24 protein-coding genes are annotated in these 24,002 nt (G+C 44.0%); 12 read left to right on the top strand and 12 right to left on the bottom strand.

From position 1 onward, the window contains the following. Positions 1-66: 66 nt before the first annotated feature. Both OCU90_RS01900 and djlA read right to left on the bottom strand, forming a co-directional pair. Entirely contained in the window at positions 67-612 is a 546-nt protein-coding gene (locus OCU90_RS01900) for a DUF924 family protein (protein ID WP_061025026.1), read from the bottom strand. A 58-nt stretch (positions 613-670) separates the two neighbouring features. Beyond that, a complete protein-coding gene (gene djlA / locus OCU90_RS01895) occupies positions 671-1,525 on the bottom strand; it encodes a co-chaperone DjlA (protein WP_048618173.1) in 855 nt (284 codons plus the stop codon). 149 nt (positions 1,526-1,674) lie between these two features. Here djlA and lptD point away from each other — a divergent pair, with 149 nt between their 5' ends. From lptD to apaH, 6 genes are all read left to right on the top strand, one after another. Continuing rightward, on the top strand, positions 1,675-4,008 hold the full coding sequence (gene lptD, locus OCU90_RS01890; RefSeq protein WP_061025028.1) for an LPS assembly protein LptD: 2,334 nt from the start codon (positions 1,675-1,677) through the stop codon (positions 4,006-4,008). A gap of 43 nt (positions 4,009-4,051) precedes the next feature. Next, the gene (gene surA / locus OCU90_RS01885) at positions 4,052-5,347 is read left to right on the top strand and encodes a peptidylprolyl isomerase SurA (RefSeq protein WP_061025030.1); all 1,296 of its coding nucleotides are present in this window, start codon (positions 4,052-4,054) and stop codon (positions 5,345-5,347) included. Beyond that, positions 5,337-6,326 (top strand): 4-hydroxythreonine-4-phosphate dehydrogenase PdxA, encoded by a 990-nt coding sequence (pdxA, locus tag OCU90_RS01880; protein ID WP_061025032.1) that lies wholly within the window; start codon positions 5,337-5,339, stop codon positions 6,324-6,326. The genes surA and pdxA overlap by 11 nt, the downstream gene beginning before the upstream one ends. After that, positions 6,323-7,138 (top strand): 16S rRNA (adenine(1518)-N(6)/adenine(1519)-N(6))-dimethyltransferase RsmA, encoded by an 816-nt coding sequence (gene rsmA, locus OCU90_RS01875; protein ID WP_004735898.1) that lies wholly within the window; start codon positions 6,323-6,325, stop codon positions 7,136-7,138. The genes pdxA and rsmA overlap by 4 nt, the downstream gene beginning before the upstream one ends. An 82-nt stretch (positions 7,139-7,220) precedes the next feature. Continuing rightward, positions 7,221-7,601 (top strand): Co2+/Mg2+ efflux protein ApaG, encoded by a 381-nt coding sequence (apaG, locus tag OCU90_RS01870; protein ID WP_004735899.1) that lies wholly within the window; start codon positions 7,221-7,223, stop codon positions 7,599-7,601. A 29-nt stretch (positions 7,602-7,630) separates the two neighbouring features. Next, the gene (gene apaH, locus OCU90_RS01865; protein ID WP_061025034.1) at positions 7,631-8,434 is read left to right on the top strand and encodes a bis(5'-nucleosyl)-tetraphosphatase (symmetrical) ApaH; all 804 of its coding nucleotides are present in this window, start codon (positions 7,631-7,633) and stop codon (positions 8,432-8,434) included. Between the two features lie 136 nt (positions 8,435-8,570). Here the strand turns inward: apaH and folA are convergent, their stop codons facing one another. The 6 genes from folA to rplU all read right to left on the bottom strand — a co-directional run bounded on the left by folA (position 8,571) and on the right by rplU (position 12,588). Next, positions 8,571-9,050, bottom strand: coding sequence for a type 3 dihydrofolate reductase (gene folA / locus OCU90_RS01860; protein WP_017087003.1), 480 nt, complete (start codon positions 9,048-9,050; stop codon positions 8,571-8,573). 40 nt (positions 9,051-9,090) lie between these two features. Further along, on the bottom strand, positions 9,091-9,564 hold the full coding sequence (locus OCU90_RS01855; protein ID WP_009847830.1) for a threonine/serine exporter family protein: 474 nt from the start codon (positions 9,562-9,564) through the stop codon (positions 9,091-9,093). Further along, positions 9,564-10,331 carry a threonine/serine exporter family protein gene (locus OCU90_RS01850; RefSeq protein ID WP_004735903.1) on the bottom strand — a complete coding sequence of 256 codons (768 nt, stop codon included), beginning with the start codon at positions 10,329-10,331 and terminating at the stop codon, positions 9,564-9,566. Before OCU90_RS01850 ends, OCU90_RS01855 begins: the two co-directional genes overlap by 1 nt. A gap of 169 nt (positions 10,332-10,500) precedes the next feature. Further along, on the bottom strand, positions 10,501-11,673 hold the full coding sequence (cgtA, locus tag OCU90_RS01845; RefSeq protein ID WP_009847831.1) for an Obg family GTPase CgtA: 1,173 nt from the start codon (positions 11,671-11,673) through the stop codon (positions 10,501-10,503). Positions 11,674-11,999: 326 nt separating this feature from the next. Beyond that, entirely contained in the window at positions 12,000-12,257 is a 258-nt protein-coding gene (gene rpmA / locus OCU90_RS01840; protein ID WP_004735905.1) for a 50S ribosomal protein L27, read from the bottom strand. Positions 12,258-12,276: 19 nt separating this feature from the next. Further along, entirely contained in the window at positions 12,277-12,588 is a 312-nt protein-coding gene (gene rplU / locus OCU90_RS01835) for a 50S ribosomal protein L21 (RefSeq protein ID WP_004740823.1), read from the bottom strand. Positions 12,589-12,856: 268 nt separating this feature from the next. Between rplU and ispB the strand changes: the two genes are divergently transcribed. Beyond that, positions 12,857-13,828: an octaprenyl diphosphate synthase gene (ispB, locus tag OCU90_RS01830; protein WP_004735906.1), complete on the top strand. Its 972-nt coding sequence runs from the start codon at positions 12,857-12,859 to the stop codon at positions 13,826-13,828. 96 nt (positions 13,829-13,924) lie between these two features. Here ispB and OCU90_RS01825 read toward each other — a convergent pair whose 3' ends face one another. Further along, a complete protein-coding gene (locus tag OCU90_RS01825) occupies positions 13,925-14,116 on the bottom strand; it encodes a hypothetical protein (RefSeq protein ID WP_009847833.1) in 192 nt (63 codons plus the stop codon). A gap of 128 nt (positions 14,117-14,244) precedes the next feature. Continuing rightward, a complete protein-coding gene (gene mdh, locus OCU90_RS01820) occupies positions 14,245-15,180 on the bottom strand; it encodes a malate dehydrogenase (RefSeq protein WP_004735908.1) in 936 nt (311 codons plus the stop codon). A gap of 332 nt (positions 15,181-15,512) precedes the next feature. On the opposite strand from mdh, the gene argR reads away from it, so the two are divergent. From argR to OCU90_RS01800, 4 genes are all read left to right on the top strand, one after another. Further along, positions 15,513-15,983, top strand: coding sequence for a transcriptional regulator ArgR (gene argR / locus OCU90_RS01815; protein ID WP_004735909.1), 471 nt, complete (start codon positions 15,513-15,515; stop codon positions 15,981-15,983). A gap of 342 nt (positions 15,984-16,325) precedes the next feature. Then, positions 16,326-17,294, top strand: a complete 969-nt coding sequence (locus OCU90_RS01810) for a TAXI family TRAP transporter solute-binding subunit (RefSeq protein WP_017078819.1) — start codon at positions 16,326-16,328, stop codon at positions 17,292-17,294. Positions 17,295-17,549: 255 nt separating this feature from the next. Continuing rightward, positions 17,550-20,129, top strand: a complete 2,580-nt coding sequence (locus tag OCU90_RS01805) for a TRAP transporter permease (RefSeq protein ID WP_061025036.1) — start codon at positions 17,550-17,552, stop codon at positions 20,127-20,129. A gap of 104 nt (positions 20,130-20,233) precedes the next feature. Next, positions 20,234-20,671 carry a universal stress protein gene (locus OCU90_RS01800; protein WP_004735912.1) on the top strand — a complete coding sequence of 146 codons (438 nt, stop codon included), beginning with the start codon at positions 20,234-20,236 and terminating at the stop codon, positions 20,669-20,671. A 134-nt stretch (positions 20,672-20,805) separates the two neighbouring features. On the opposite strand, the gene OCU90_RS01795 is transcribed toward OCU90_RS01800, so the two are convergent. Both OCU90_RS01795 and rluA read right to left on the bottom strand, forming a co-directional pair. Next, positions 20,806-21,768, bottom strand: coding sequence for a D-2-hydroxyacid dehydrogenase (locus OCU90_RS01795; RefSeq protein WP_061025038.1), 963 nt, complete (start codon positions 21,766-21,768; stop codon positions 20,806-20,808). 34 nt (positions 21,769-21,802) lie between these two features. After that, the gene (gene rluA / locus OCU90_RS01790) at positions 21,803-22,537 is read right to left on the bottom strand and encodes a bifunctional tRNA pseudouridine(32) synthase/23S rRNA pseudouridine(746) synthase RluA (RefSeq protein WP_061025040.1); all 735 of its coding nucleotides are present in this window, start codon (positions 22,535-22,537) and stop codon (positions 21,803-21,805) included. Positions 22,538-22,695: 158 nt separating this feature from the next. Between rluA and OCU90_RS01785 the strand changes: the two genes are divergently transcribed. After that, the gene (locus tag OCU90_RS01785; RefSeq protein WP_061025042.1) at positions 22,696-23,973 is read left to right on the top strand and encodes an NRAMP family divalent metal transporter; all 1,278 of its coding nucleotides are present in this window, start codon (positions 22,696-22,698) and stop codon (positions 23,971-23,973) included. Positions 23,974-24,002 lie beyond the last annotated feature (29 nt).

Raw genomic sequence — 24,002 nt, 5'->3', positions numbered from 1 at the left:
AAAAAGAGGCGAGAGGTTTTTATTAACCTCTAGCCTCTTCTCAATTCTTTGACCGTATTTCTACGATTAAAAGCTTGAGCCCGGTTGCTGTAAGAATTCAATTTCTTCGGGAGTCGAAGCTCGCCCTAACACTTCATTGCGGTGCGGATAGCGACCAAACCGCTCAATGATGACCTTGTGCTTAAACTCAAAATCAAGATTATGTTCTAATCCCGTTTGAGAAAAGAGCTCCACGGCTTGTTCATGAACCAACAAAGATTCACTGTGCATATAAGGCATATACAGGAAGCTTTTTTGTTGCTCGTTAAGCTGGTGATCAAAACCACCCGCTACCGCCTCTTGCGCTAAAACCAACGCCATAGGATCAGCCAAAAATGCTACTGGACTGTTTCGACCCATATTTCGAGAAAACTGATCAAGCACGATAATTTCAGCCAAGCGCCCTTCTGCATTTTGTCGCCATTCAAATAGCTCACCTTGGATAGCGGCTTTGTGCAGTTTAGCAAAACGAGACTCAATCAAAGTATCGATCTCTTCACCGCCAGTAAACCAGTCTTTTGGCGTCAGTTCATCGAACCAAAACTCTAGAACATCCTGATACGTTACCGTCATATAATTCCCTTTAATAAAAAACCGAGTCATTTAATATCATGACTCGGTCTATATTCAATTACTTAAAACCTTTGACTTTCTTTATCAGATCATAAGCGTTCTGAATTTCTTGCGATTTCTCTTTCGCAACATTCATCATTTCAGGCGGTAAGCCCTTTGCCATCAATTTGTCTGGATGATGCTCATTCATCAGCTTGCGGTAAGCTTTCTTCACCTCTTTACCGTCGGCACTTTCACTCACACCGAGAACCTTATATGCGTCGCCAAGCTGATTCTGTTGTGAAGCTTGTTGCCAACCTGATGATTGTCCATGCCCTTGATGGCCACCAAAGCTTCCACCTTGCTGTTGGAAACGGAACGCTGCTTCTTGCATCTGCAAGCGGCGTTCTAGCTGCTCTGCCGAAAATCCAAGGCCTTGCGCTATCTTATGCAGAACTTGGCGTTCACTCGGGTGCAAGCTGCCATCGGCAAATGCTGCGGACACTTGTAGCTCCAGAAAAAACTGCAGAAGGTCAAAACGACCACCCGATGAGATTTTCACACGCTCAAGCACATCGCTTAACGGGAAGTCACTCTCTTTGCCGTCACGGAAAGCATCTTGAGCCGCTTTACGTTGTTCGCCATGCAGGTTCATACGCTCCATCATTGTAGAAGCGAGCTGAATCTCTTCTGGTGTAACCTGCCCCTTAGCTTTAGCAACGTGTCCCATAACCGCAAAAGCAGATTTGAAAAACTCGTTTTGTCTTTCAGCTTGGCTTGGACCTCGGCCAAAACCAGAGCTATTGAAGCCCGATTGGCTTAAACGTCGAGCCTTATCAAATTGATGCCCTAAAAACAGACCAAAAACTAAACCGAGCGGCCCTCCAAATAAAAAGCCAAAAAACGCGCCCAAAATTTTGCCAAATATTTGCATTATGTGTTCTCTATCTATGAATTTTATCTGAGTAACGCTGTCTGATGATGCTGAATGCTAATATTTCCTTTATCATAAGGAAAATGCTTTATTAATTGGATTGATACTAGATCAACCCTTCATCTAGTGACACAGGATAGTTCAACTTCATGCAATCTTTTTCCCGCACCTTGTTAGCCGCGTCTATAAGTACGGCATTATACGTGTCGACAACTCAAGCTGAAACAATCACCGATAGTAGTGTGCAGGAAATGCCCTCTATAGATCAATGCTTGATCGAGCCCGCTGCAGAAAACGAGACACAGCTACCCGCTCATGTTGAGTCAGATCGCTTAGAAGCTATCAATGGTGACAAGGCAATATATTCGGGTGACGTAAGAGTTACGCAAGGGAACAAGACCATCCTTGCCGATAATGTGACCTTACACCAACAAGAAAATATCGTTGTAGCTGAAGGCAACGTAAACTTTAGTGATGGTCAAATCAAATCAGTGTCAGACAGAGCAACCAACAATCTGACGACCGATGAAATGACGCTAGAAAATACTGACTACGAATTTCTTTGCGAACCAGGCCGAGGAAATGCTGTATATGTATCGAAGACAGGTAAAGCGGTTTATGAGATCGAAGATGGTTCGATCACCTCTTGCCCTATTGGCGACAATGCTTGGCGCCTAAGAGCATCAAGCATCAGTGTCGACCAAGACGAAGAACAAGCCACCTTTTATAATCCACGTTTTGAAATCCAGAGTGTTCCCGTCTTTTACTTACCCTACTTAACGGTACCTGTCGGCGACACACGTAAAACTGGTTTCTTGTACCCAACGGTTTCATACGGTTCAAGTGATGGCTTTGAAGCTGAAATCCCCGTTTACTGGAACTTAGCGCCAAACTACGATTTGGAAACTACCTTCAAGTACATGCAAGAGCGTGGTACCCAACTTAACAGTAAATTCCGTTACTTGAGCGATTTTGGCTCAGGTAGTATCGAGTCTGAATATTTACCGGATGACAAAAAATACTCCGAGAAAGGCGACCGTTGGGGGGCTCAACTACAGCATTCAGGGATATTCCAGGAATCATGGTTGTTTGAAGTCGACTACTCAAAAGTCAGCGATATTGATTACTTTACCGATCTAAGTTCTGGTATTGGTAACCGTGAAGATGGTCAATTGCTTCAAGAAGGCCGAGCGACATACCGTTCACAGAACTGGGATGCTTCTGTACTTGTGCGAGATTTCCAAGTTCTTACTACGAGTAACAATCTACCTTATCGCCTAATGCCGCAACTTGAGTATAACTATTATGCTCCTGAAGTGATGGAATATTTAGACTTTGACATGATCAGCCATGTCTCAATGTTTGATACCGACGCAAGTGGAAAACCCTCTGCGAATCGTATTCATGTAGAACCTGGAATTACAATCCCGGTAGGCAATACATGGGGAACATGGACAACAGAAGCTCGCTTACTTGGTACGTATTACCAACAAGATCTTGATGGTGTTGATACAGGCGCAGGATCTGATTATGAAGGCTTGGAAGAATCAGTAAGTCGCGTGATCCCTGAATTTAGAAGCCATGCGGGTGTCGTACTAGAACGAGATACCACTATTGTTGGCAACTATACTCAAACACTAGAGCCGCAAGTCCAATACTTGTATGTTCCAGAAGAAGATCAAAGTGATATTGGCCTTTACGATACAACACTACTGCAGACTGATTACTACGGCCTGTTCAGAAGTCGTAAATACAGTGGTGTAGATCGCATCGCAGCGGCAAACCAAGTGAGTTACGGCGCATCCTCTCGTTTCTTTGATGACGAATACAAAGAACGCCTAAATATATCATTTGGTCAAATATTCTATTTTGATAAAGATACAAAGCAAACCCTGAGTAGTGAAGGTTCTGATGCTAAAACTAATTATTCTTCTTGGGCTATTGAAATGGACTTCAACTACGATGATTACCTGTTCTACCATGGTGGCGTGCAATACGATATCGACACTTCGGCTATGCAGCTAGCAAACAGTACTATTGAATACCGTTTTGGTGGTGGTTACATACAAACCAACTATCGCTACGTTACAGAAGAATACATAAATGAAACGGTTGATTTTGACGTATCATCAATAACAAGAGATGGTATCTCTCAAGCAGGCTTACTTGGCGCTTACCAAATTTCACCGAAATGGAATACCAGTGCTCAATATTTCTATGATTTGACGACACAAGAGAATCTCGAGTGGTTAGCTCGGTTAAACTATAAATCGGATTGTTGGTACATCGGCTTTACCTATAGTAACCGTTTAACAAATAACATTAGTGACCCAAATACTACGCCTGAATATGAAAATAACTTCAGTGTGAACTTCGGTATTGTCGGCTTTGGCACTAATATCGGCTCTGACTCTGGCGCTGTTGGGGATAGTAGTTCTGATAACTCTCTGAGCTACGGCCGCCCATTCTTCTTAAACAACTAATTTTCTTTACTGATAAAACATCAGTAAATTTAAAGGATTACACATGACATTGTGGAAACGCACATTAATTGCCATCGCAGCAGCTTGCACTGTATCAGTAAGCTACGCAGCGCCGGTAGAACTAGACAGCGTAAAAGTTATCGTTAACGAAGGCGTGATCTTACAAAGTGACATCGATGCTTCAATGAAGACGCTGCGCGCAAATGCTAAGAAAAACGGCCAAACACTACCATCGCAAGACGTGCTCAATGAGCAAGTGCTTGAAAAGCTGATCATCGATACCATTCAAACACAAGAAGCAGAGCGTATTGGGGTTCGTATCGATGATGCTCGACTTGATCAAGCAATCGAAGGCATCGCGAAAGACAACAACCAGACTGTAGAACAATTAACAGCATCGGTTGCTGAAGAAGGCCTTAGTTACAATGCATTTCGCGAACAAGTAAGAAAAGAGATTGCGGCAAGTGAAGCGCGTAACGCCTTAGTGCGTCGTCGTATCAACATTCTTCCAGCTGAAGTCGATAACCTTGCGGATATCTTGGCGCAAGAGACTAACGCGACCGTTCAATACAAAATCGGCCACATCCAACTTCGCTTTAATGATGACCAAACCAAAGAAGAGCTAGAAGCTCAAGCTAAAGAAGTGGTTGAGGAGCTTAACTCAGGCAAAGATTTCAGCACCATGGCTTATACTTATTCAAAAGGCCCTAAAGCACTACAAGGTGGTGACTGGGGTTGGATGCGTAAAGAAGAGATGCCTACCATTTTTGCAGACCAAATCAAAATGCAGAATAAAGGCAGCATCATCGGTCCTTTCCGAAGCGGCGTTGGTTTCCATATTCTGAAAATTGAAGATGTGAAAGGCTTGGAAACGGTAGCGGTGACGGAAGTTAATGCTCGTCATATCCTAATTAAACCGACCGTAATCTTAAGTGACGACGGTGCCAAGGAGCAACTTGAAGAAATCACGCGTCGTGTAAACGCGGGTGAAGCGAGCTTTGGTGAACTTGCGCAGCAATACAGCCAAGATCCAGGCTCTGCAGTGCAAGATGGTGAACTAGGCTACCAAACACCGGATTTGTATGTACCTGAATTTAAGCACCAAGTAGAAACGCTACCTGAAGGTAAGATCAGCGCACCATTTAAAACCGTGCATGGCTGGCACATTGTTGAAGTACTAGACCGTCGAGAAGTAGACCGTACCGATTCAGCTTTGAAAAACAAAGCTTACCAAATTCTATTTAACCGTAAGTTCAACGAAGAAGCTGGTGCTTGGCTGCAAGAAGTAAGAGCAAGTGCCTTTGTTGAAATGGTTGAGGATGACCAAGATGACAACTAAACGCCTTGTCATTACGGCAGGTGAACCAGCGGGAATTGGGCCAGATTTGACTCTCGCCTTATCCCAGGAAAGCTGGCCACATCAGCTCGTCGTTTGTGCCGATAAAACCCTACTAGCAAAGCGAGCTGAAATGTTAGGGATCGAGGTTGAGCTGTTGGATTACGATTCAACTGCGCCCAAGCAACCTCAACGCTCCGGAACACTAGTTGTGAAACACGTTCCACTTGCTGAAACTGCCGTAGCTGGCCAACTCAATGAAGCGAACGGTCATTACGTATTAAATACTTTAGAAACCGCAGCAATTGGCTGTATGAATGATGAATTTGATGCTATTGTCACCGGCCCTGTTCACAAGGGTGTAATTAACCGAGCTGGCGTTGCTTTTAGCGGCCATACCGAGTTCTTTGCAGAGAAGTCCAATACACCACTGGTGGTGATGATGTTGGCAACAGAAGGGCTGCGTGTTGCGCTAGTAACAACGCACATCCCACTAGCTTATGTATCTCAAGCAGTGACCGAAGACAGATTAGAGCAAATTATTGCAATTCTGAATAAAGATTTGGTTGAAAAATTTGCTATTGAGAAACCAACTATCTACGTATGTGGCTTGAATCCACATGCTGGTGAAGATGGTTGCTTGGGACGTGAAGAGATAGAAACCATCACCCCTACGCTAGAAAAAATTCGCCAAAAAGATGGCATCAATTTAGTTGGCCCATTGCCAGCAGATACCATCTTTAATGAAAAATATTTGCAAGATGCAGATGCTGTTTTAGGTATGTATCACGACCAAGTACTCCCGGTATTGAAATACAAAGGGTTTGGTCGCTCAGTGAACATCACGCTTGGCTTACCGTTTATTCGCACATCAGTCGACCACGGTACCGCCTTAGACTTGGCAGGGAAAGGCCAAGCCGATACAGGGAGCTTTAGAACAGCGCTCACGCACGCCATTGAATTAGTAGAGAAAAAGCAATGAGAAATGATGTCCACTTAGGGCACAAAGCGCGTAAACGTTTTGGTCAAAACTTCCTTAACGATCCATACATTATTGATGGCATCGTATCGAGCATTAACCCACTACCAGGTCAAAACTTGGTAGAGATCGGTCCTGGTCTAGGCGCAATTACTGAGCCAGTGGGTAAGCTTGTCGATAAATTTACCGTTATCGAATTGGATAGAGACCTAGCTGAACGTCTTCGCAACCATCCCGATCTGGCTGATAAGCTAACGATCTATGAAGGCGATGCAATGAAGTTCGATTTCGAACAACTTGTTAAGCCAAACAACAAGCTACGTATTTTCGGTAACTTGCCATACAACATCTCGACACCATTGATGTTCCACCTTTTTGAGTTCCATAAAGACGTGCAAGACATGCACTTCATGCTTCAAAAAGAAGTGGTTAACCGATTAGCGGCCGGCCCAGGTACTAAAGCTTATGGTCGTCTTACGGTAATGGCTCAATACTACTGTAAAGTGACGCCTGTGCTAGAAGTGCCACCAACGGCCTTCGTTCCGCCACCGAAAGTAGATTCTGCAGTAGTACGCCTGCAGCCATACGAAGTGCTACCTTACCCGGCAAAAGATCTGAAATGGCTAGATCGTGTATGTCGTGAAGGCTTTAACCAGCGTCGTAAAACGGTTCGTAACTGCTACAAGAGCCTAATCGACAAGGAAGTACTTGAAGAGTTGGGTGTTAACCCTGGCATGCGTCCTGAGAATTTAACGCTCGAGCAGTTTGTCGACATGGCAAACTGGTTGTACGACACTCACAGCGCTGACAAATAATTCTAAAAGGCTCCTACACTTCGGTGAGGAGCCTGTTTTTTATGTAATACTTTAAAGTATACCAACAACAAAAGGTGCGAATATGGATATATCTACGCCTTGTATCAAATGTCAGGTTCACTCTAAATACATAGAGGAACAATCTGAACCAACGAAGAACCGCTACGTCTTCGCCTACATCATTACCATCAAAAACCTCAGCAAAACAACGGTTCAACTCATGTCTCGCCGCTGGCTGATTACCGACTCCAACGGCAAACAACTCACCATAGAAGGTGATGGCGTAGTTGGGCAACAACCCGTGATTGAGGCCAACGACGAATACACTTACACCAGTGGTACCGTCATCGAAACTCCTGTGGGTGTTATGCAAGGTCATTATGTGATGACAGATAACAAAGGCATCGACTTCATAACTGAAGTGGATCCATTTAGACTCGCGATCCCTAATATTCTTAATTAGCCGTACATCTGTACCTACAGGAAATTATTGTGTCGAATTATATTGTCGGAGACATCCAAGGGTGCTTCGACGAACTTCAATTACTGCTTGAAACCGTCAACTTTGACAAACAACAAGATACCTTATGGGTCGCTGGTGACTTGGTCGCTCGAGGTCCTAAATCATTGGAGACACTACGCTTTATTCGTAGCCTAGGTGACGCAGCTAAGGTTGTATTAGGTAACCATGACTTGCATCTACTTGCGGCTTCCTTAGGGCTATTTCCAGCTAAAGCAAAAGATAAGACTCAACCTATTCTTGATGCAGAAGACCGTGAACAGCTGCTCGAATGGTTAAGACAACAGCCTTTAATTCAGGAGCACCCAGAGTTCGTGATGTCTCATGCTGGTATCTCACCTCAATGGGATCTAGAGCGAGCACGGATTGAAAATCTGGAAATAGCTGATTTATTAAAATCCGATCAGTGGCAATGGCTTATCGAGAATATGTACAGCAACACGCCTGACTTATGGCGTCAAAATTTAGAAGGGATTGAGCGCTATCGCTATGCGATCAACAGCCTTACTAGAATGCGATTCTGTTTTACTAATGGTCGTCTCGATATGGCCTGTAAACTTCCACCAAACGAAATTACAACTGAGCCGCTAGTGCCTTGGTTTGACCTACCACAACGTATAAAGCTCGATAAAACAGTTATTTTTGGACACTGGGCTGCGCTAGAAGGTTACTCAGGAAAAGATGTGATTGGACTTGATACTGGGTGTGTGTGGGGGGGAGACTTGACGATACTTCGCTGGGAAGACAAACAGTTTTTCACTCAAAAAGCGCTATAGAAACACGAGATACGAGATACGAGATACGAGATACGAGATACGAGATACGAGATACGAGATACGAGATACGAGAAGCTTGCGCTAACTGGGCACAGTAACGCAAGCATTTTCAGAGCCTAACTCTTAATAACCACCGTTAACGCTCGAGAACCACAAACTCCATATCGTGCTTGTTTTTCTCATCCGCTTGATAAGTATCATTAAAGCTCTGCTTCCAACCTTCTCCCCAGTCTGGGAATTGAGTATCACCATCCACATCAAAATCGATATAAGTCAGGTATAACTTGTTCGCTTTTGGTAAGCAGGTTTCATAGATTGAACCACCACCGATGATCATCACTTCATCAACATCACTTACCAGCTCTAGTGCTTTTTCAATCGAAGTTACCGTCGTTACGCCTTCGATTTCTAAACTCTCGTCGCGGCTGATTACAACGTTCAGCCTCCCCGGCAAAGGGCGACCAATTGAATCGTAAGTCTTACGTCCCATCACGACAGGTTTACCCATAGTTGAACGTTTAAACCATGCGAAATCTGCAGGTAAATGCCAAGGCATCTGATTGTCTTTACCAATTACACGGTTGTTTGCCATTGCCGCTATCATGCTGATGATCATAAATCGAAAGTCCTGTCCTTACTTGAAAATGAAGTTGAAGCTAGACGATAGGTCTACGACGGTAGAATAACAGCCCTGGCACTGCTAAGCCAACCGCAAGCCCTGCGATAATGAACATCGATTTCAAAAAATTCTCCATCAACAATGCCAATAGTTCTGGGTTGTATCCTGCTCGGTTAATCTCAACCATGGCAATCATCGCCTTAAAGGCAAACACGCCAGGGACCATCGGAATCAAGGCTGCAACCGTAAATACTTTCGGGTGTGCTAACAATTTATGCGACCAATGCACCCCTATCATGCCTACCAATGTAGCAGCAAAGAACGTCGCCCATTCAATGGGAATGCCGAAATGCATCATTAAGTAACGGCTACCGTGGCCAATGGATCCTCCGAGAGCACAATAGATCAACGCTCGTTGCGGGACGTTAAACACCAATGCAAAACCAACCGCAGGAATCGCAGCAAAAAACATGTCGTTGAGTAACCCAACAAAAAGTTCAAAAATAGTCATTAGTTCACCCACCCCCATACGTCAGATAGGCTCATCGCTGCGACAATACCTAAGCTTGTAGCCAACGTTAATAAACTGGCCATGGTGAAGCGTGCGAGACCCATATTTATATGGCCTTTAAGCATATCTGCTACGGAGTTAATCAAAGGAAAACCGGGCACTAGCATCAATACTGACGAAGCCATCACGATAGTGGGTTGACCACCAATATTGTAGAGCACCGCCTGAGCTGAAATCGTGGTGGTGACAAAAGCGGTAATAGCGAAATTTAATAACGGATTGAAATGGCGATGACCGATCTCTTGTCTCACGATCATACCGCAAGCCGAAGCTATAAACGTCATCATAAAGACATGCCAATCTCCGCCAGCAAGACGGCTAAAAGAAGCACACGATAGCCCTATCATTACGACAACTAACCAACGGTTGTAGCGTTCAGGACTGATCCCTTGGATCTTCTTATAAGCTAAATCATAATCAAGAATCCCTTTCTCCATCATGATACACACACGTTGAATCTCGGTTATCACCTGCATATTAATGCCACGATCAGCACAACTTCGAGTCGTCGTTATGCAATGATCATCCATTACCGTTGTCACAACCAACGCATTGGCTGACAGTGCAACTTCAACTTCATTCACCCCACAAGCAATACCGATACGGCGCATAATGTCACCGACCAATGTGCTCTCGGCGCCATGAGCTAATAACATTTGTCCTGATTGAGCGACTAACCTTGAGATCGCTCTTTGCTTTGATGCCATGATTTCCTTCCCATAGGCGTTAATTATCTAAAGATAAATTTTGCATAAAAAACAGCAAGACGTCATGATTTAGATACAAAAAAACCGCAATTTTCATTGCGGTTTAATAAAACTATCAGCGTATCTTAGAAAAAGCGACCAAAGTGCTTATAAGAAACTACGAGGATGATTAATCACGAACATAGATAACATGACCGTCATCTTCTTCGTCATCCCAATCATCCCAGTCGTCGTCATCTTCAGTAACGACATTCTTACCGGCCATCGCATCTTTATGGTAGTCATCCCACATAAAGTTAACTTTTTCTTCTTCTTCAATTGCTTCAACTTCACGAGGTAGGTTCTCCATGAACTCACCCAGTTTAAAGCAAAGATCTTTGGTACCGATCTTGTTTACAGCAGAGATCTTGAAGTACTCGCCTTCCCAACCTAAAGCTTCGACGATTTCTTGAATCTTTTCGTCAGCTTCTTCTTCAGGCATTAGGTCAACTTTATTGAACACTAACCAACGAGGTTTCTGTGCAACTTTCTCACTGTATTGCTCAAGCTCATCGATGATCGTCAGTGCATTCTGAATAGGATCAGAACCATCGATCGGCAAAATATCGATCATATGCAGAAGAACGCGACAACGCTCAAGGTGCTTCAAGAATCGAATACCAAGACCAGCGCCATCAGCTGCGCCTTCAATCAAGCCAGGGATATCGGCAACGACGAAACTCTTCTCAGGGACAACACTTACTACACCTAAGCTAGGAATTAGCGTCGTAAACGGGTAATCAGCCACTTTTGGTTTTGCAGCAGATACTGAGCGAATAAACGTAGATTTACCAGCGTTTGGCAAGCCAAGCATACCAACATCCGCGAGCAGAAGAAGCTCTAAACGTAGTTCGCGAACTTCACCTTTAGTACCCATTGTCTTTTGACGAGGAGCACGGTTAACAGACGACTTAAAACGCGTGTTACCAAGACCGTGCCAACCACCTTTACCAACCATGACTTTCTTGCCATGCTCAGCAACTTCAGCAACGATTTCATTAGTGTGGATATCAACAGCGCGAGTACCTACTGGTACTTTCATTGTCATATCTTTACCACGTTTACCAGTACAGTTACCACCGCGGCCATTTTCGCCACGCTCAGCATTGTAAAAACGTTGGAAACGGTAATCGATCAGTGTGTTTAAGTTTTCATCCGCTTGAATGTAAACATCACCACCATCACCGCCATCACCGCCGTCAGGACCACCTTTAGCGACGAATTTTTCGCGCCAAAAGCTTACTGTACCATTACCGCCATCACCGGCTTCTATTTTTACTGATGCTTCATCAACGAATTTCATTTTTTAACTCCGCACTTACGTTGCGTTACCACTCATCAAGGAGTGATATAAATTCTAGCAGATCCGTGTTTAGATCGATCACCTAAGATCTAGATCGATCTGCAACCAAGGAACAAATAAGGAGAGGTTCTTTGCTTTCTGTATCCTAAAAAACAAACGGCTTCTTAATAAAACCAAACTGTTTCTCAAAAATAAAACGGCTTCTCAAAACCAAAACAAGAGCGTCTACTTTTTTATTCTCGCTATAAATAAAAAACCCTGCCGAATCGGCAGGGCTTTTGAATTCAGCTTGAAAGCTAGTATAAATAATCTAATAAAAGATTAAATTACTCAGCTTCGATGCTTACAAACTTACGGTTTTTAGGACCTTTTACTGCAAATTTCACTTTACCTTCAGTAAGAGCGAAAAGAGTATGGTCTTTACCGATGCCAACGTTTGTGCCAGCGTGGAACTTAGTACCACGTTGACGAACGATGATGTTACCTGCAAGAACAGATTCACCACCAAAACGCTTAACACCAAGACGTTTGCTTTCTGAATCGCGGCCGTTATTAGTAGAACCGCCAGCTTTTTTATGTGCCATTGTTAAACTCTCCTAATACTTAAGCGTTAATGCCAGTGATTTTCACTTCTGTGAACCACTGACGGTGACCAGCTTGCTTACGCGAGTGCTTACGACGACGGAACTTAACGATTTTTACTTTATCGCCACGACCGTGTTGTACTACTTCTGCAGTAACTTTGCCACCTTCAACAAGAGGTGCACCAACAGCGATTTCTTCGCCGTTAGCAACAAGAAGAACTTTATCAAATTCTACAGTTGCACCAGTTTCAACGTCTAATTTCTCTAAACGAAGTGTTTGACCTTCGCTTACTCGGTGTTGTTTGCCACCAGATTGGAAAACAGCGTACATATTTTACTCCGCTTTTTCCGCACAGCCTATGGTTGTTAATTCTACAACTCGGGTGTGCGCTAAACTAATCAATAGGGCGCAGATTCTACGGGAATCATGCCGCTATGACAAGCCATATTTTTAAAATATTGGCGAAAACATGTTCGCCAAAGAAAAGTGCGGCAATGATGCCTTTAAGTGATGTATTAATCAACGTTTTTTAGTGTATTATTCAACAATTAAATACAACGTATAAGCCTTACAGGGTCTAACTTCAGCCGGATGAACAATGGATTTTAAAGCTATCCAAACGCTTACTGCCAATGATATGGCAAAAGTGAATGAAACAATTCAAGCCCAACTTAATTCTGACGTAAGTTTAATCAACCAGCTTGGTTTTTATATCGTTAGCGGTGGTGGCAAACGCCTACGTCCTTTGCTTGCTCTTTTATCTGCTCGTGCACTTGGTTATCAAGGTGAAGCTCATATCACCTCTGCAGCTTTTATCGAGTTTATTCACACCGCTACCCTTCTCCATGATGATGTCGTCGACGAGTCGGACATGAGACGCGGTAAAGCGACAGCCAACGCAGCTTTTGGTAATGCCGCTAGCGTTTTGGTGGGTGACTTTATCTACACTCGCTCGTTCCAGATGATGACAACGCTAGGATCCTTAAAGATCCTTGAGTTAATGAGTGAAGCAGTTAACGTGATTGCCGAGGGTGAAGTTCAACAATTAATGAACTGTAATAACCCGGACACTACAGAAGAAAGTTACATGCAGGTCATCTACTCGAAGACCGCTCGTTTGTTTGAAGCTGCAACGCAAATCGGTGCAATTCTTAGCGAATCATCACCTGAAATCGAAACGGCTATGCAAAACTACGGTAAATACCTCGGTACTGCATTCCAATTGATTGATGATGTGATGGATTACACTGCTGATGGTAAAGAGATGGGTAAGAACGTTGGTGACGATCTAGCCGAAGGCAAACCAACACTGCCTCTACTTTACGCAATGCACAATGGTTCTCCTGAACAAACCAGCATGATTCGAGAAGCGATTGAAAAAGCCAATGGTATGGAGCGTCTCGACGACATTATGGCTGTTATGAAAGAGACAGGCTCGTTAGAGTACACAACAAATAAAGCCTACGAAGAAGCAGATAAAGCGATTGCTGAGCTTTCTGTTCTTCCTGACTCTGAATATAAGCAAGCGCTAACCACGCTCGCACACTTAGCAGTTAAACGCAGCAAGTAAGCAGGTTAATAGACAACTCGCTTCTAGCTTCTATATAAATAACAAAAAAGAGCCGGTTGGCTCTTTTTTTGATCCTGTTAGATATAACTCCGGGTTTCAATATCGACTCGATTCTAATGATAAAGGTAATTGCGCTTCGATCTCTTCAAGTTCTTCCAATGGAACCGCATATTGCTTATGACTATTGTAAGACTCAAATAAAGCGAACTGCTCTTGCTCATCGATAACCAATATCTTGCCCAAGCGACCTAGATAGTTAACATTCATTCCTTTTTGTACTCTAGTCATCGTTCAATACCCTAATTCTTCGTGGTTATAAAAGTATTACGAGCGGGTTGAATGCAAGGATCAAAAAAGCCGATCATAATGACCGGCTCTTATTAACTATCTTTTGGCTGAGTTAAATGGTGTCCCGCTTATTTAGCGAATTCAACACCGATCTCAATATCGCCATTTAGCGTTTCTAGCATGCTGTCTAATGCGTTGCGTTCGAAGTCGCTCAGTTCACCGTAGCTAAGGATCGCTTCTGCGCCCTCTTTGCCAAGTTTAACTGGTTGTGCGAAGAATGGTGCGTGCTCGCCTTCACCTTCAACATATGCACATTCAATTACGTTCTCTTCGCCTTGAAGCGCTTTCACTAGAGCAAGACCGAAGCGACAAGCCGCTTGACCCATCGATAGTGTTGCACTGCCGCCGCCAGCTTTAGCTTCTACGACTTCAGTACCCGCATTTTGGATACGAGTCGTTAGCGCTGCGATTTCTTCATCAGTAAACTCTACGCCTTCAACTTGAGAAAGTAGAGGAAGGATCGTTACACCTGAGTGACCGCCGATAACAGGAACACGGATGTCGCTTGGATCTTTATCTTTCAGCTCAGCAACAAACGTTTCAGAACGAATAACATCAAGAGTAGTAATACCGAATAAACGACGCTTGTCATAAACGCCCGCTTTCTTAAGTACTTCAGCAGCGATTGGTACTGTTGTGTTTACTGGGTTAGTGATGATACCAACACAAGCAGTAGGACAAGTAACTGCGATTTTCTCTGCAAGAGACTTAACAATGCCGGCGTTCACATTGAAAAGATCCGCACGATCCATACCAGGCTTACGAGCAACACCCGCAGAAATAAGCACAACATCCGCACCTTCTAGTGCTGGTGTTGGATCTTCACCCGCGTAACCTTTGATCGAAACAGGTGTTGGGATATGGCTAAGATCGGCAGCGACACCCGGTGTTACCGGAGCGATGTCGTAAAGTGCAAGATCTGAACCAGCAGGTAGGCGGTTCTTTAGTAGTAGGGCTAGGGCTTGACCGATGCCACCAGCGGCACCAATAACAGCTACTTTCATTGTTATTCTCCTTGAGAGATTTCTCTTATAAATTCTTGGTAGGGTAGTTCTTGAGCTAAATTATGGTTAAAAAAATATATTAATCACAAAGTGATTACAATCAATTAACGCCAGCTTTGCGACTTCGCGCAAGTCAATAAAACCGTGCTACACAGCAAGTTCGCATTATGGCGATAATCGACTGAAATCACAAAATAAGTCGATACTAATAACACATTATTCTATTAAATTTTTACAGTGATATGACTAACAAATTGCCGTGATATTTTAGCTAAAATTGAATATGTATGCGAGAATATGCAAACATCTTTGTTAATGAATAAGAATGACATATGCGCAATACAGAAAAACAAGACAACTTAGTTCGTGCTTTTAAATCATTACTAAAAGAAGAACGTTTTGGTTCGCAAGGCGAGATTGTCGATGCCCTCAAACATGAAGGTTTTGAAAGTATCAACCAATCTAAAGTTTCGCGTATGTTAACTAAGTTTGGTGCAGTTCGAACTCGTAATGCAAAAATGGAGATGGTTTACTGTCTTCCTGCTGAACTTGGTGTTCCGACAGTTTCTAGCTCTCTGAGAGAATTAGTATTAGATATCGACCACAACAATGCATTGGTGGTGATACACACCGGCCCAGGTGCGGCGCAGCTTATTGCTCGTTTATTGGACTCATTAGGTAAGTCGGAAGGTATACTAGGTGTCGTTGCAGGCGATGATACTATCTTCATCACGCCAACCTTGTCAGTTACCACGAAGCAATTGTTTGATTCTGTGTGCGAACTGTTTGAATACGCAGGATAATTGGTCACAGTTTCATAACCATAAACCTGATTAATGGATCACGAACACCGATTCGCTTCGTGATCCAAATCACATCCTAGAATATCTATCTCCCCCTCCTCAAACACCACTAAACCATTGATTTTAAAAAACTCAGTAGCAAATCAAACACAAGATCTAACCGTCATTTGTTAGATTTTTTAGCTATATCTTTTAACATTTGAGTAATTTTCTGCCAATTTTTGATATTATTCAGCCACTTTTTCATCACATGGATTGAAAAAGGTGCCGTTTCCAAATAGGAAACTCCAGAAACGACTACACTTGTTTCAGGGTTAATAATGAATAAAGGAAGGGAAATTCATGGCATTTACCAAACTTATTAAAGTTGGGGCTATTGCAGCTGCTGTAATGGGCGCTGGCGCAGTTAACGCTCAAGAGTTCATCACAATTGGTACAGGTTCAGTAACGGGTGTTTACTACCCAACTGGTGGTGCTATTTGTAAGCTTGTGAACAAAGGCCGCAAAGACCACAACATTCGTTGTTCTGTAGAATCTACTGGTGGTTCGATCTACAACGTTAACACCATCCGTGCTGGTGAACTAGATTTCGGTGTTGTTCAATCGGACTGGCAATACCACGGCTACAACGGTACAAGTAAATTCAAAGATCAGGGCGAATACAAAAAACTTCGCGCTATGTTCTCTCTACATACAGAACCGTTCAACATCATCGCTCGTACCGATGCTGGTATCAACAATGTGTCTGACCTAGCAGGTAAGCGTGTAAACATTGGGAACCCAGGCTCTGGTGACCGTGCAACGATGGGTGTTGTAATGGACGCTATGGGTTGGACTAACGATAGCTTCAAGCTTGCTTCTGAACTTAAAGGTTCTGAGCGTTCACAAGCTCTTTGTGACAACAAGATTGATGCATTCATCTACATGGTTGGTCACCCGAACGGATCAATCAAAGAAGCAACGACTTCTTGTGATGCAAAACTGGTTTCTGCAACTGGTCCACAAATCGACAAGATCGTAGCTGAAAACCCATACTACGCATACAGCACAGTTCCAGCTGGCATGTACCGTGGTACAGATGCTGACGTAAACAGCTTCGGTGTTGCTGCAACTATGGTAACAACGTCTGACGTTTCTGATGAAGTCGCATACAACGTTGCTAAAGCGGTATTTGAAAACTTCGCTACATTCAAACGCCTGCACCCAGCATTTGCGAACCTGAAGAAAGAAGACATGGTTAAAGCGGGTATCTCAATCCCTCTTCACCCTGGCGCAGTAAAATACTACAAAGAAGTAGGCCTTCTAAAGTAATTCTACTTTAAGCCTGCTCTACCAATAAGGAGGCATGTCCTCCTTATTGGCTTTTCACGTTTTATAAAAATAACCCAAGTGAAAAGAGACAAACCTTTAAGTTTCTCCAATTTGGCGAACTTACCTTCGTATCAAGCCTAAGACAAAGACGAACAAAAAACGCATTTCCCTATCCATTCGCTACACTAGATAGGAAATAAATAACGTCTCGTTGTTCGTAAGAAAGGCAGACCATCAATAATAAGGATAAAGTACATGACGCAGACAACATCACCGTCTCCAGATGTGCAAGAAATGGTGGCACAATCAGACACTGGTGCGCGTAGCCCTCGCGGTATCCAAGGCCGTATTTTATGGTTTGTGCCTCTATGTTGGTCACTGTTCCAACTTTGGTATGCATCTCCGCTGCCGTTCATTTTTAACTTCGCAATTTTAAACGACACTGAAGCTCGAGCAATTCATCTTACGTTTGCCATCTTCCTAGCCTTTACCGCTTACCCAGCAATGAAAAATTCACCTCGGGATAGAATTCCTGCGGTCGACTGGATATTAGCGCTGGTTGGTAGCTTTTCAGCTTCGTATATCTATATTTTCTATACTCAACTCGCTGAACGTTCAGGCGCACCAACAACATTCGATATTGTTGCTGCTGTATTTGGTATGGTTCTACTGCTTGAAGCAACACGACGCGCTTTAGGTCCACCTCTTATGGTTGTGGCTGCAGTCTTCCTACTTTACACCTTTGGCGGTCCACACATGCCAGACGTTATCGCCCATAAAGGTGCAAGCCTGAACAAGGCAATGTCGCATCTGTGGCTAACAACTGAAGGCGTATTCGGTGTTGCTCTTGGCGTCTCTACGTCATTCGTATTCTTGTTTGTACTGTTTGGTGCAATGCTAGAACGCGCGGGCGCAGGTGCTTACTTCATCAAGGTTGCGTTCTCTTTACTTGGCCACATGAAAGGCGGCCCAGCGAAAGCAGCCGTTGTTGCATCTGGCTTATCCGGTCTTGTGTCTGGTTCATCTATCGCTAACGTGGTAACCACGGGTACTTTTACGATCCCTCTAATGAAAAGAGTCGGATTCTCAGGTGAAAAAGCCGGTGCTGTAGAAGTTGCCGCTTCAACCAATGGTCAATTAACTCCACCAATCATGGGTGCTGCTGCATTCTTGATGGTTGAATATGTGGGTATCTCGTATGTAGAAGTGATTAAAGCGGCGCTATTGCCTGCTCTTATCTCTTACATCGCCCTGATTTACATTGTTCACTTAGAAGCATGTAAAGCGGGTATGACTGGCCTACCTCGTCGCCACACACCAACTATCGTACAAAGCTTACTGTCTTTCACTGGTACCATTCTTGGGCTATGTGTCATCAGTGCTGCGGTTTACTACGGTGTCGGCTGGACGAAAGATGTCTTTGGCGATGCAGCGACACCTATTGTTACCGTTGCTCTATTGATCTCTTATGTAGCCTTGGTTCGAGTATCAGCAAAATATGCCGCTGAAGGTGGCATGGACATCGATGCCGAGCTAACAGAAGTACCCGATCCAGGCCCAACCATTAAATCTGGCCTGCACTTCCTACTGCCTATCGTGGTTCTTGTTTGGTGTCTGACTGTAGAGCGTTTCTCTCCAGGTCTTTCTGCCTTCTGGGCAACGGTATTCATGATCTTCATTTTGATCACACAGCGTCCTTTGATGACTCTGATGAACAAATCTGACGATCTTGCAGAACAAACTAAAGCAGGTTTCATTGACCTATTAGAGAGCTTGGTTTCAGGCGCGCGCAACATGATCGGTATCGGTGTAGCAACAGCTGCTGCGGGTACGGTTGTCGGCGTGGTTACTCTGACGGGTATCGGCTTGGTAATGACGGACTTCGTTGAGTTCATCTCAGGCGGTAGCATCATTCTTATGCTGCTATTCACTGCGGTAATCAGCTTAATCTTAGGTATGGGCTTACCAACAACGGCGAACTACATCGTTGTATCAACGCTGATGGCTCCGGTAATTGTTACCTTAGGCGCGGCGCATGGCCTGATCATTCCTCTGATTGCAGTTCACTTATTCGTGTTCTACTTCGGTATCTTAGCCGATGATACACCTCCGGTTGGCTTGGCAGCCTTTGCGGCCGCCGCGATTGCAAAATCAGACCCGATCCGTACTGGTATTCAAGGCTTTACCTATGATATCCGGACCGCGATCTTGCCATTCATGTTCATCTTCAATACCCAACTACTGTTGATGGGCATTGATTCTTGGTGGCATCTATTCCTCACTATCTTCTCTTCTGTGACGGCGGTACTTATCTTTGCAGCTGCAACGCAAGGTTGGTGGTTTACCAAGAACAAATGGTGGGAAACGATCCTATTATTGGTTCTAACTTTCTCTTTCTTCCGCCCTGGCTTCTGGTGGGACATGATTTATCCAGAGAAAGTTCTTTCACCTGGAGTTGAGATCGCTCAAATCACAGAAGGTCTATCTGTGGGACAATCTCTTGAGTTAAGAGTGGGTGGCGAAAACTTAGAAGGTGACTATTCTGAGAAGACGGTTCGCCTTCCATTTGAAGATTCTGCGACAACAAGTGAAGACCGCATTGCTTCAATGGGCTTAATGCTGACGAAATCTGAAGGCAAGATGATTGTCGACATGGTTGAGTTCGGTAGCCCAGCAGAAGCGGCTGGCATTGACTTTGATTGGGAAATTAAATCAGTTATCCAAGACGCAGAAAGACCAATGAAAGAGTGGGTATTCTTACCATCCCTACTCATTTTGATTGGCTTAGCGATGAACCAAAGAAGGCGTGCTCGTAAGGATGAGATTAGCGCGTAATGGATAGAGCCAAGTAGCGCTCAACTCTATTTGGCTTTATTACATGGAAAGGATAATCACAGCGCTTGGTCAATACTAAGCGCTGATAAAAAAGAGAAAAACACATGTATAAACAAATCCTTGTTCCTGTTGACCTTAACGACAAAGGCTTTTCTGACAAAGCTGTTGAATTAGCGGTATGGCACGCAAAGCACAGTAATGCTGAAATCCACATCTTGAACGTATTGCCGGGCATTCACATGTCGATGGTGGCGTCTTACTTCCCGAAAGATGCAGCGAATCAAATGAAGCTCGATGTGAAAAATCAGCTCAAAGAGTTTGCAGACAAGTACATCGACGATGAAGTGGTTTATAAGGTTCACGTTGCCGAAGGTAAAACCTACACAACGATTCTAGATTACGCAGAAAAGCTTGGGGCAGACCTGATTGTGATGCCTAGTCATAAGCGCTCGAAAATCGACAAAGTGGTACTGGGTTCAGTGGCGAGTAAAGTCGTACAGAATTCACCAATCAATGTATTGGTCATCAAACCTCAAGGCTAATCGCTTCTGGCTTCTGGCTTCTGGCTTCTGGCAGATAAGCTAAGTCGAACTAAAGACAAAACATCTAAAAAGGTTGGCTCAAAGCCAACCTTTTTTATGTCTGAAGCTGAGTGTATAACCGCTCTTACTGCGAATTAACTGACGAGATTCTGCGGCTTACCAGAAACAAAGGCATCAATGTTATCGATTAAGATATCAGACAGCTTTTGAATTGAGCTATCACTGCCCCACGCTACATGTGGCGTTAATAGTAAATTTGGCAAATGACTATTAGCCAGTAATGGATTTGAGTTGTCAGCCGGTTCTTGTGTGAACACATCCATACCCGCGCCCGCAATCTCTTGATTTTTCAAAGCTTCAACTAAGGCTTGTTCATCCACGAGTCCACCGCGACCAGCATTAACTAACACCGCATTTGGTTTCATCATTGCTAGCTCTCGCTCTGAAATCAGGTCTCGAGTCGCTTTGGTCAATGGACAATGTAAGCTGATTGCATCTGCTTGTTGCAACACCGTATCAAAAGGCAGATACCCTTCTCGACAAGAGTCAGCCCCTTTACGCTCAGCAAAGATGACATTCATACCAATTGCTTTAGCCAATATCGCTGTTGCTTGTCCTAAGCCACCACTACCGATTAAGCCTAATGTACTGCCTGCAACATCTTGAATCGGATGAGTAAAGAAGCAGAATTGTTGATCCTTTTGCCACTCGCCGGCTTCGATGTCTTGATGGTAACCAACGAGATTACGCTTTAACGCAAACAGCATCGCTATAACATGTTCAGGTACCGATTGAGTCGCGTAACCTTGCACGTTTGTCACTGCGATATTGTTACTCTTACAGTAGCCAACATCGACATTATTCACACCCGTTGCTGAAACGGCTATTAGCTTAAGTTGTTCTGCTTGAGCTAAATTCGATTCGTTGAGCACCACCTTATTGGTAATAACCACATCAGCGTCTTCAATTCGTTCAGACACTTGCTCCGGCGAAGTGAAATCATATTCAACCCATTGATGTTCAAAGCGGAGAGGTTTTAAATGAATTTGAGATGGGATGGTGGCTCGGTCGAGAAAGACCACTTTCAACTTCGGCATTGTACGTCCTTGCATTGGTATTGATTTAACCATTCTAAGCTTTTAGCTTGCTGTAGTCTGGAAGCTCTGGCGCAATTTCAAAGTGCTGTTCAATTTGCGGTGATGCTTGAGGGTAAAACTCACACGGAACAAAGGCTTTGAAAAGCTGATTATTAGCCGGATGATAAAAGCTCAGTTCACACGCGTGCAGAGCTAACCTATCACTATAGTTAAACGCATCTGGCGTTGCATAAAACTCGTCGCCAACGATTGGGTTCCCTAGTTCCATGCAGTGAACACGTAACTGATGAGAGCGGCCAGTGATCGGCAGCAACTTCAACAATGCCGTTTGAGCCTCTTGTTGCTCCACCACATAGTGAGTCTGTGATGGCTTGCCATCCTCGAAGCACACCTTTTGTCTTGGTCGATTTGGCCAATCACAAATGAGTGGCAGATCAATCAAACCTTCTGCTTCTTCTACTGAACCCCATACTCGGGCGTAATAGAGTTTGTGTGTCAGTCGATATTGAAATTGCTTCTTCAAATGACGCTCAGCTTGTTTGTGTTTAGCGAGCAGCATCAACCCCGATGTCGACATGTCCAGTCGATGCACAACCTGAATCTCCGCAAATTCGACAACCAACCGACTCCACATACTGTCGTAGTGCTCAGGCAATCTCCCCGGAACTGAAAGTAGGCCAGCAGGTTTGTTCACCACTAGAATATCGTCATCTTGATAAACAATATCAATCCACGGTTCACGTGGTGGTGTGTACTGTTCTAACGCCATTAAAGCCTCTTAATTACTAGTGAACAAATAATTCACGGTTGATTCGTTTATTAATAAATACAATTTTCAACATTTTTGTACATAAAAGTTGACGACCTTACAAAACATGGTATTGATAGGGTAACGGATAATAAGAAGTCAGCATCAAAGGAAAAATGATGGAAAGTACGGTTAAAACTACCAGCACAAAAACACCAACCTCAGCTCCCCTATCAAGTTTAATTAAGTCTCTTGGACCAGGCATTATGATGGCCGCAGCAGCTGTAGGTGGCTCTCACTTAGTAGCCTCAACCAAGGCTGGTGCGATTTATGGTTGGCAGCTAGCCGCGCTTATTATCCTCGTAAACATATTTAAGTACCCGTTCTTCAAAGCTGGTATCCAATACACACTAGGAACGGGTCAAAGCTTGGTGGAAGGTTACTCTAACCTAGGCCGCCCATACCTTGTGATCTTTTCGATACTGAGTGCTATTTCCGCAGTCGTGAATACCGCAGCCTTGCTGTTATTCAGTGCGAACCTACTCAGTTACTTTATTCCTTTCGATTTAGCCACCAGCACCTTGTGCATGATCGTTTTAGCGACCTGTTTGATCATTCTTTTTGCGGGCCATTACCGCGCGCTCGACACTCTCTCTAAAGCGATCATGGCGATCCTGACCATCACAACCTTAGCTGCTGTTGCGATTGCTATTGGCTCTCCAGTCGAACCTGATGCCGCTTTTGTGCCACCATCACCTTGGTCATTGGCAGCTATCGGATTTATCGTGGTGACTATGGGTTGGATGCCTGCGCCTATCGAGATCTCAAGCATCACTTCTATGTGGCTAAAAAGCCAAAAAGAGAAACAAGACGTGACCGCTCAATCAGCACTGTTCGATTTCAATGTAGGCTACATTGGTACGGCATTGCTTGCATTGGTATTCGTTGCTTTAGGTGCTCTGGTACTTCACGGCTCGGGAGTTGAATTGTCTCGCTCTGGCGTTGGCTTCACTCATCAGTTGGTCGGTATTTACGCCTCGACAATTGGTGAATGGTCTCGTCCACTGATCGCAATCGTCGCCTTCTTCTGTATTTTTGGCAGTACCATTACCGTTATCGATGGCTACTCACGCGTACTTGCTGAATCACAGCGTCTACTGCTTAAAAAAGAGAGCAGCCCAAGAATGCTACAAGGGTGGATAATCATCGTATCTATCGCTGCGCTAGCAATCGTAATGTTCTTTAGTGCAGCCTTGATGCCAATGCTCGATTTCGCGATGATACTCGCCTTTATCACAACCCCCTTCTTCGCATTACTGAATTTCATTTTGGTGAGCAAAGCAGAGCTACCTAAAGCGCTTGCGATTGGCACTAAGCTAAAATGGTTGTCTGTAGCAGGTCTGGTTTACCTATTTGGCTTCTTAGCTCTGTTCGTTTGGTGGAAATGGTTGATGTAATCAGCTCTCCAAATTATTAGCCAAACTGC

Source organism: Vibrio splendidus, from assembly GCF_024347615.1.
GTDB classification, from domain to species: domain Bacteria; phylum Pseudomonadota; class Gammaproteobacteria; order Enterobacterales; family Vibrionaceae; genus Vibrio; species Vibrio splendidus.
The sequence above is the reverse complement of the archived record's forward strand: the minus strand, read 5'-3'. Positions and strand labels throughout refer to the sequence as shown.

Coding starts and splice junctions, on each gene's coding strand:
- mdh (WP_004735908.1), bottom strand. CDS start 15,180: ATGAAAGTAGCTGTTATTGGTGCCGCTGGTGGCATCGGTCAAGCCCTA.
- djlA (WP_048618173.1), bottom strand. CDS start 1,525: ATGCAAATATTTGGCAAAATTTTGGGCGCGTTTTTTGGCTTTTTATTT.
- OCU90_RS01810 (WP_017078819.1), top strand. CDS start 16,326: ATGGCATTTACCAAACTTATTAAAGTTGGGGCTATTGCAGCTGCTGTA.
- ispB (WP_004735906.1), top strand. CDS start 12,857: ATGGATTTTAAAGCTATCCAAACGCTTACTGCCAATGATATGGCAAAA.
- pdxA (WP_061025032.1), top strand. CDS start 5,337: ATGACAACTAAACGCCTTGTCATTACGGCAGGTGAACCAGCGGGAATT.
- OCU90_RS01795 (WP_061025038.1), bottom strand. CDS start 21,768: ATGCCGAAGTTGAAAGTGGTCTTTCTCGACCGAGCCACCATCCCATCT.
- rpmA (WP_004735905.1), bottom strand. CDS start 12,257: ATGGCACATAAAAAAGCTGGCGGTTCTACTAATAACGGCCGCGATTCA.
- rsmA (WP_004735898.1), top strand. CDS start 6,323: ATGAGAAATGATGTCCACTTAGGGCACAAAGCGCGTAAACGTTTTGGT.
- OCU90_RS01855 (WP_009847830.1), bottom strand. CDS start 9,564: ATGACTATTTTTGAACTTTTTGTTGGGTTACTCAACGACATGTTTTTT.
- OCU90_RS01800 (WP_004735912.1), top strand. CDS start 20,234: ATGTATAAACAAATCCTTGTTCCTGTTGACCTTAACGACAAAGGCTTT.
- argR (WP_004735909.1), top strand. CDS start 15,513: ATGCGCAATACAGAAAAACAAGACAACTTAGTTCGTGCTTTTAAATCA.
- lptD (WP_061025028.1), top strand. CDS start 1,675: ATGCAATCTTTTTCCCGCACCTTGTTAGCCGCGTCTATAAGTACGGCA.
- apaG (WP_004735899.1), top strand. CDS start 7,221: ATGGATATATCTACGCCTTGTATCAAATGTCAGGTTCACTCTAAATAC.
- rluA (WP_061025040.1), bottom strand. CDS start 22,537: ATGGCGTTAGAACAGTACACACCACCACGTGAACCGTGGATTGATATT.
- OCU90_RS01785 (WP_061025042.1), top strand. CDS start 22,696: ATGGAAAGTACGGTTAAAACTACCAGCACAAAAACACCAACCTCAGCT.
- surA (WP_061025030.1), top strand. CDS start 4,052: ATGACATTGTGGAAACGCACATTAATTGCCATCGCAGCAGCTTGCACT.
- rplU (WP_004740823.1), bottom strand. CDS start 12,588: ATGTACGCTGTTTTCCAATCTGGTGGCAAACAACACCGAGTAAGCGAA.
- OCU90_RS01900 (WP_061025026.1), bottom strand. CDS start 612: ATGACGGTAACGTATCAGGATGTTCTAGAGTTTTGGTTCGATGAACTG.
- cgtA (WP_009847831.1), bottom strand. CDS start 11,673: ATGAAATTCGTTGATGAAGCATCAGTAAAAATAGAAGCCGGTGATGGC.
- OCU90_RS01805 (WP_061025036.1), top strand. CDS start 17,550: ATGACGCAGACAACATCACCGTCTCCAGATGTGCAAGAAATGGTGGCA.
- folA (WP_017087003.1), bottom strand. CDS start 9,050: ATGATCATCAGCATGATAGCGGCAATGGCAAACAACCGTGTAATTGGT.
- OCU90_RS01850 (WP_004735903.1), bottom strand. CDS start 10,331: ATGGCATCAAAGCAAAGAGCGATCTCAAGGTTAGTCGCTCAATCAGGA.
- OCU90_RS01825 (WP_009847833.1), bottom strand. CDS start 14,116: ATGACTAGAGTACAAAAAGGAATGAATGTTAACTATCTAGGTCGCTTG.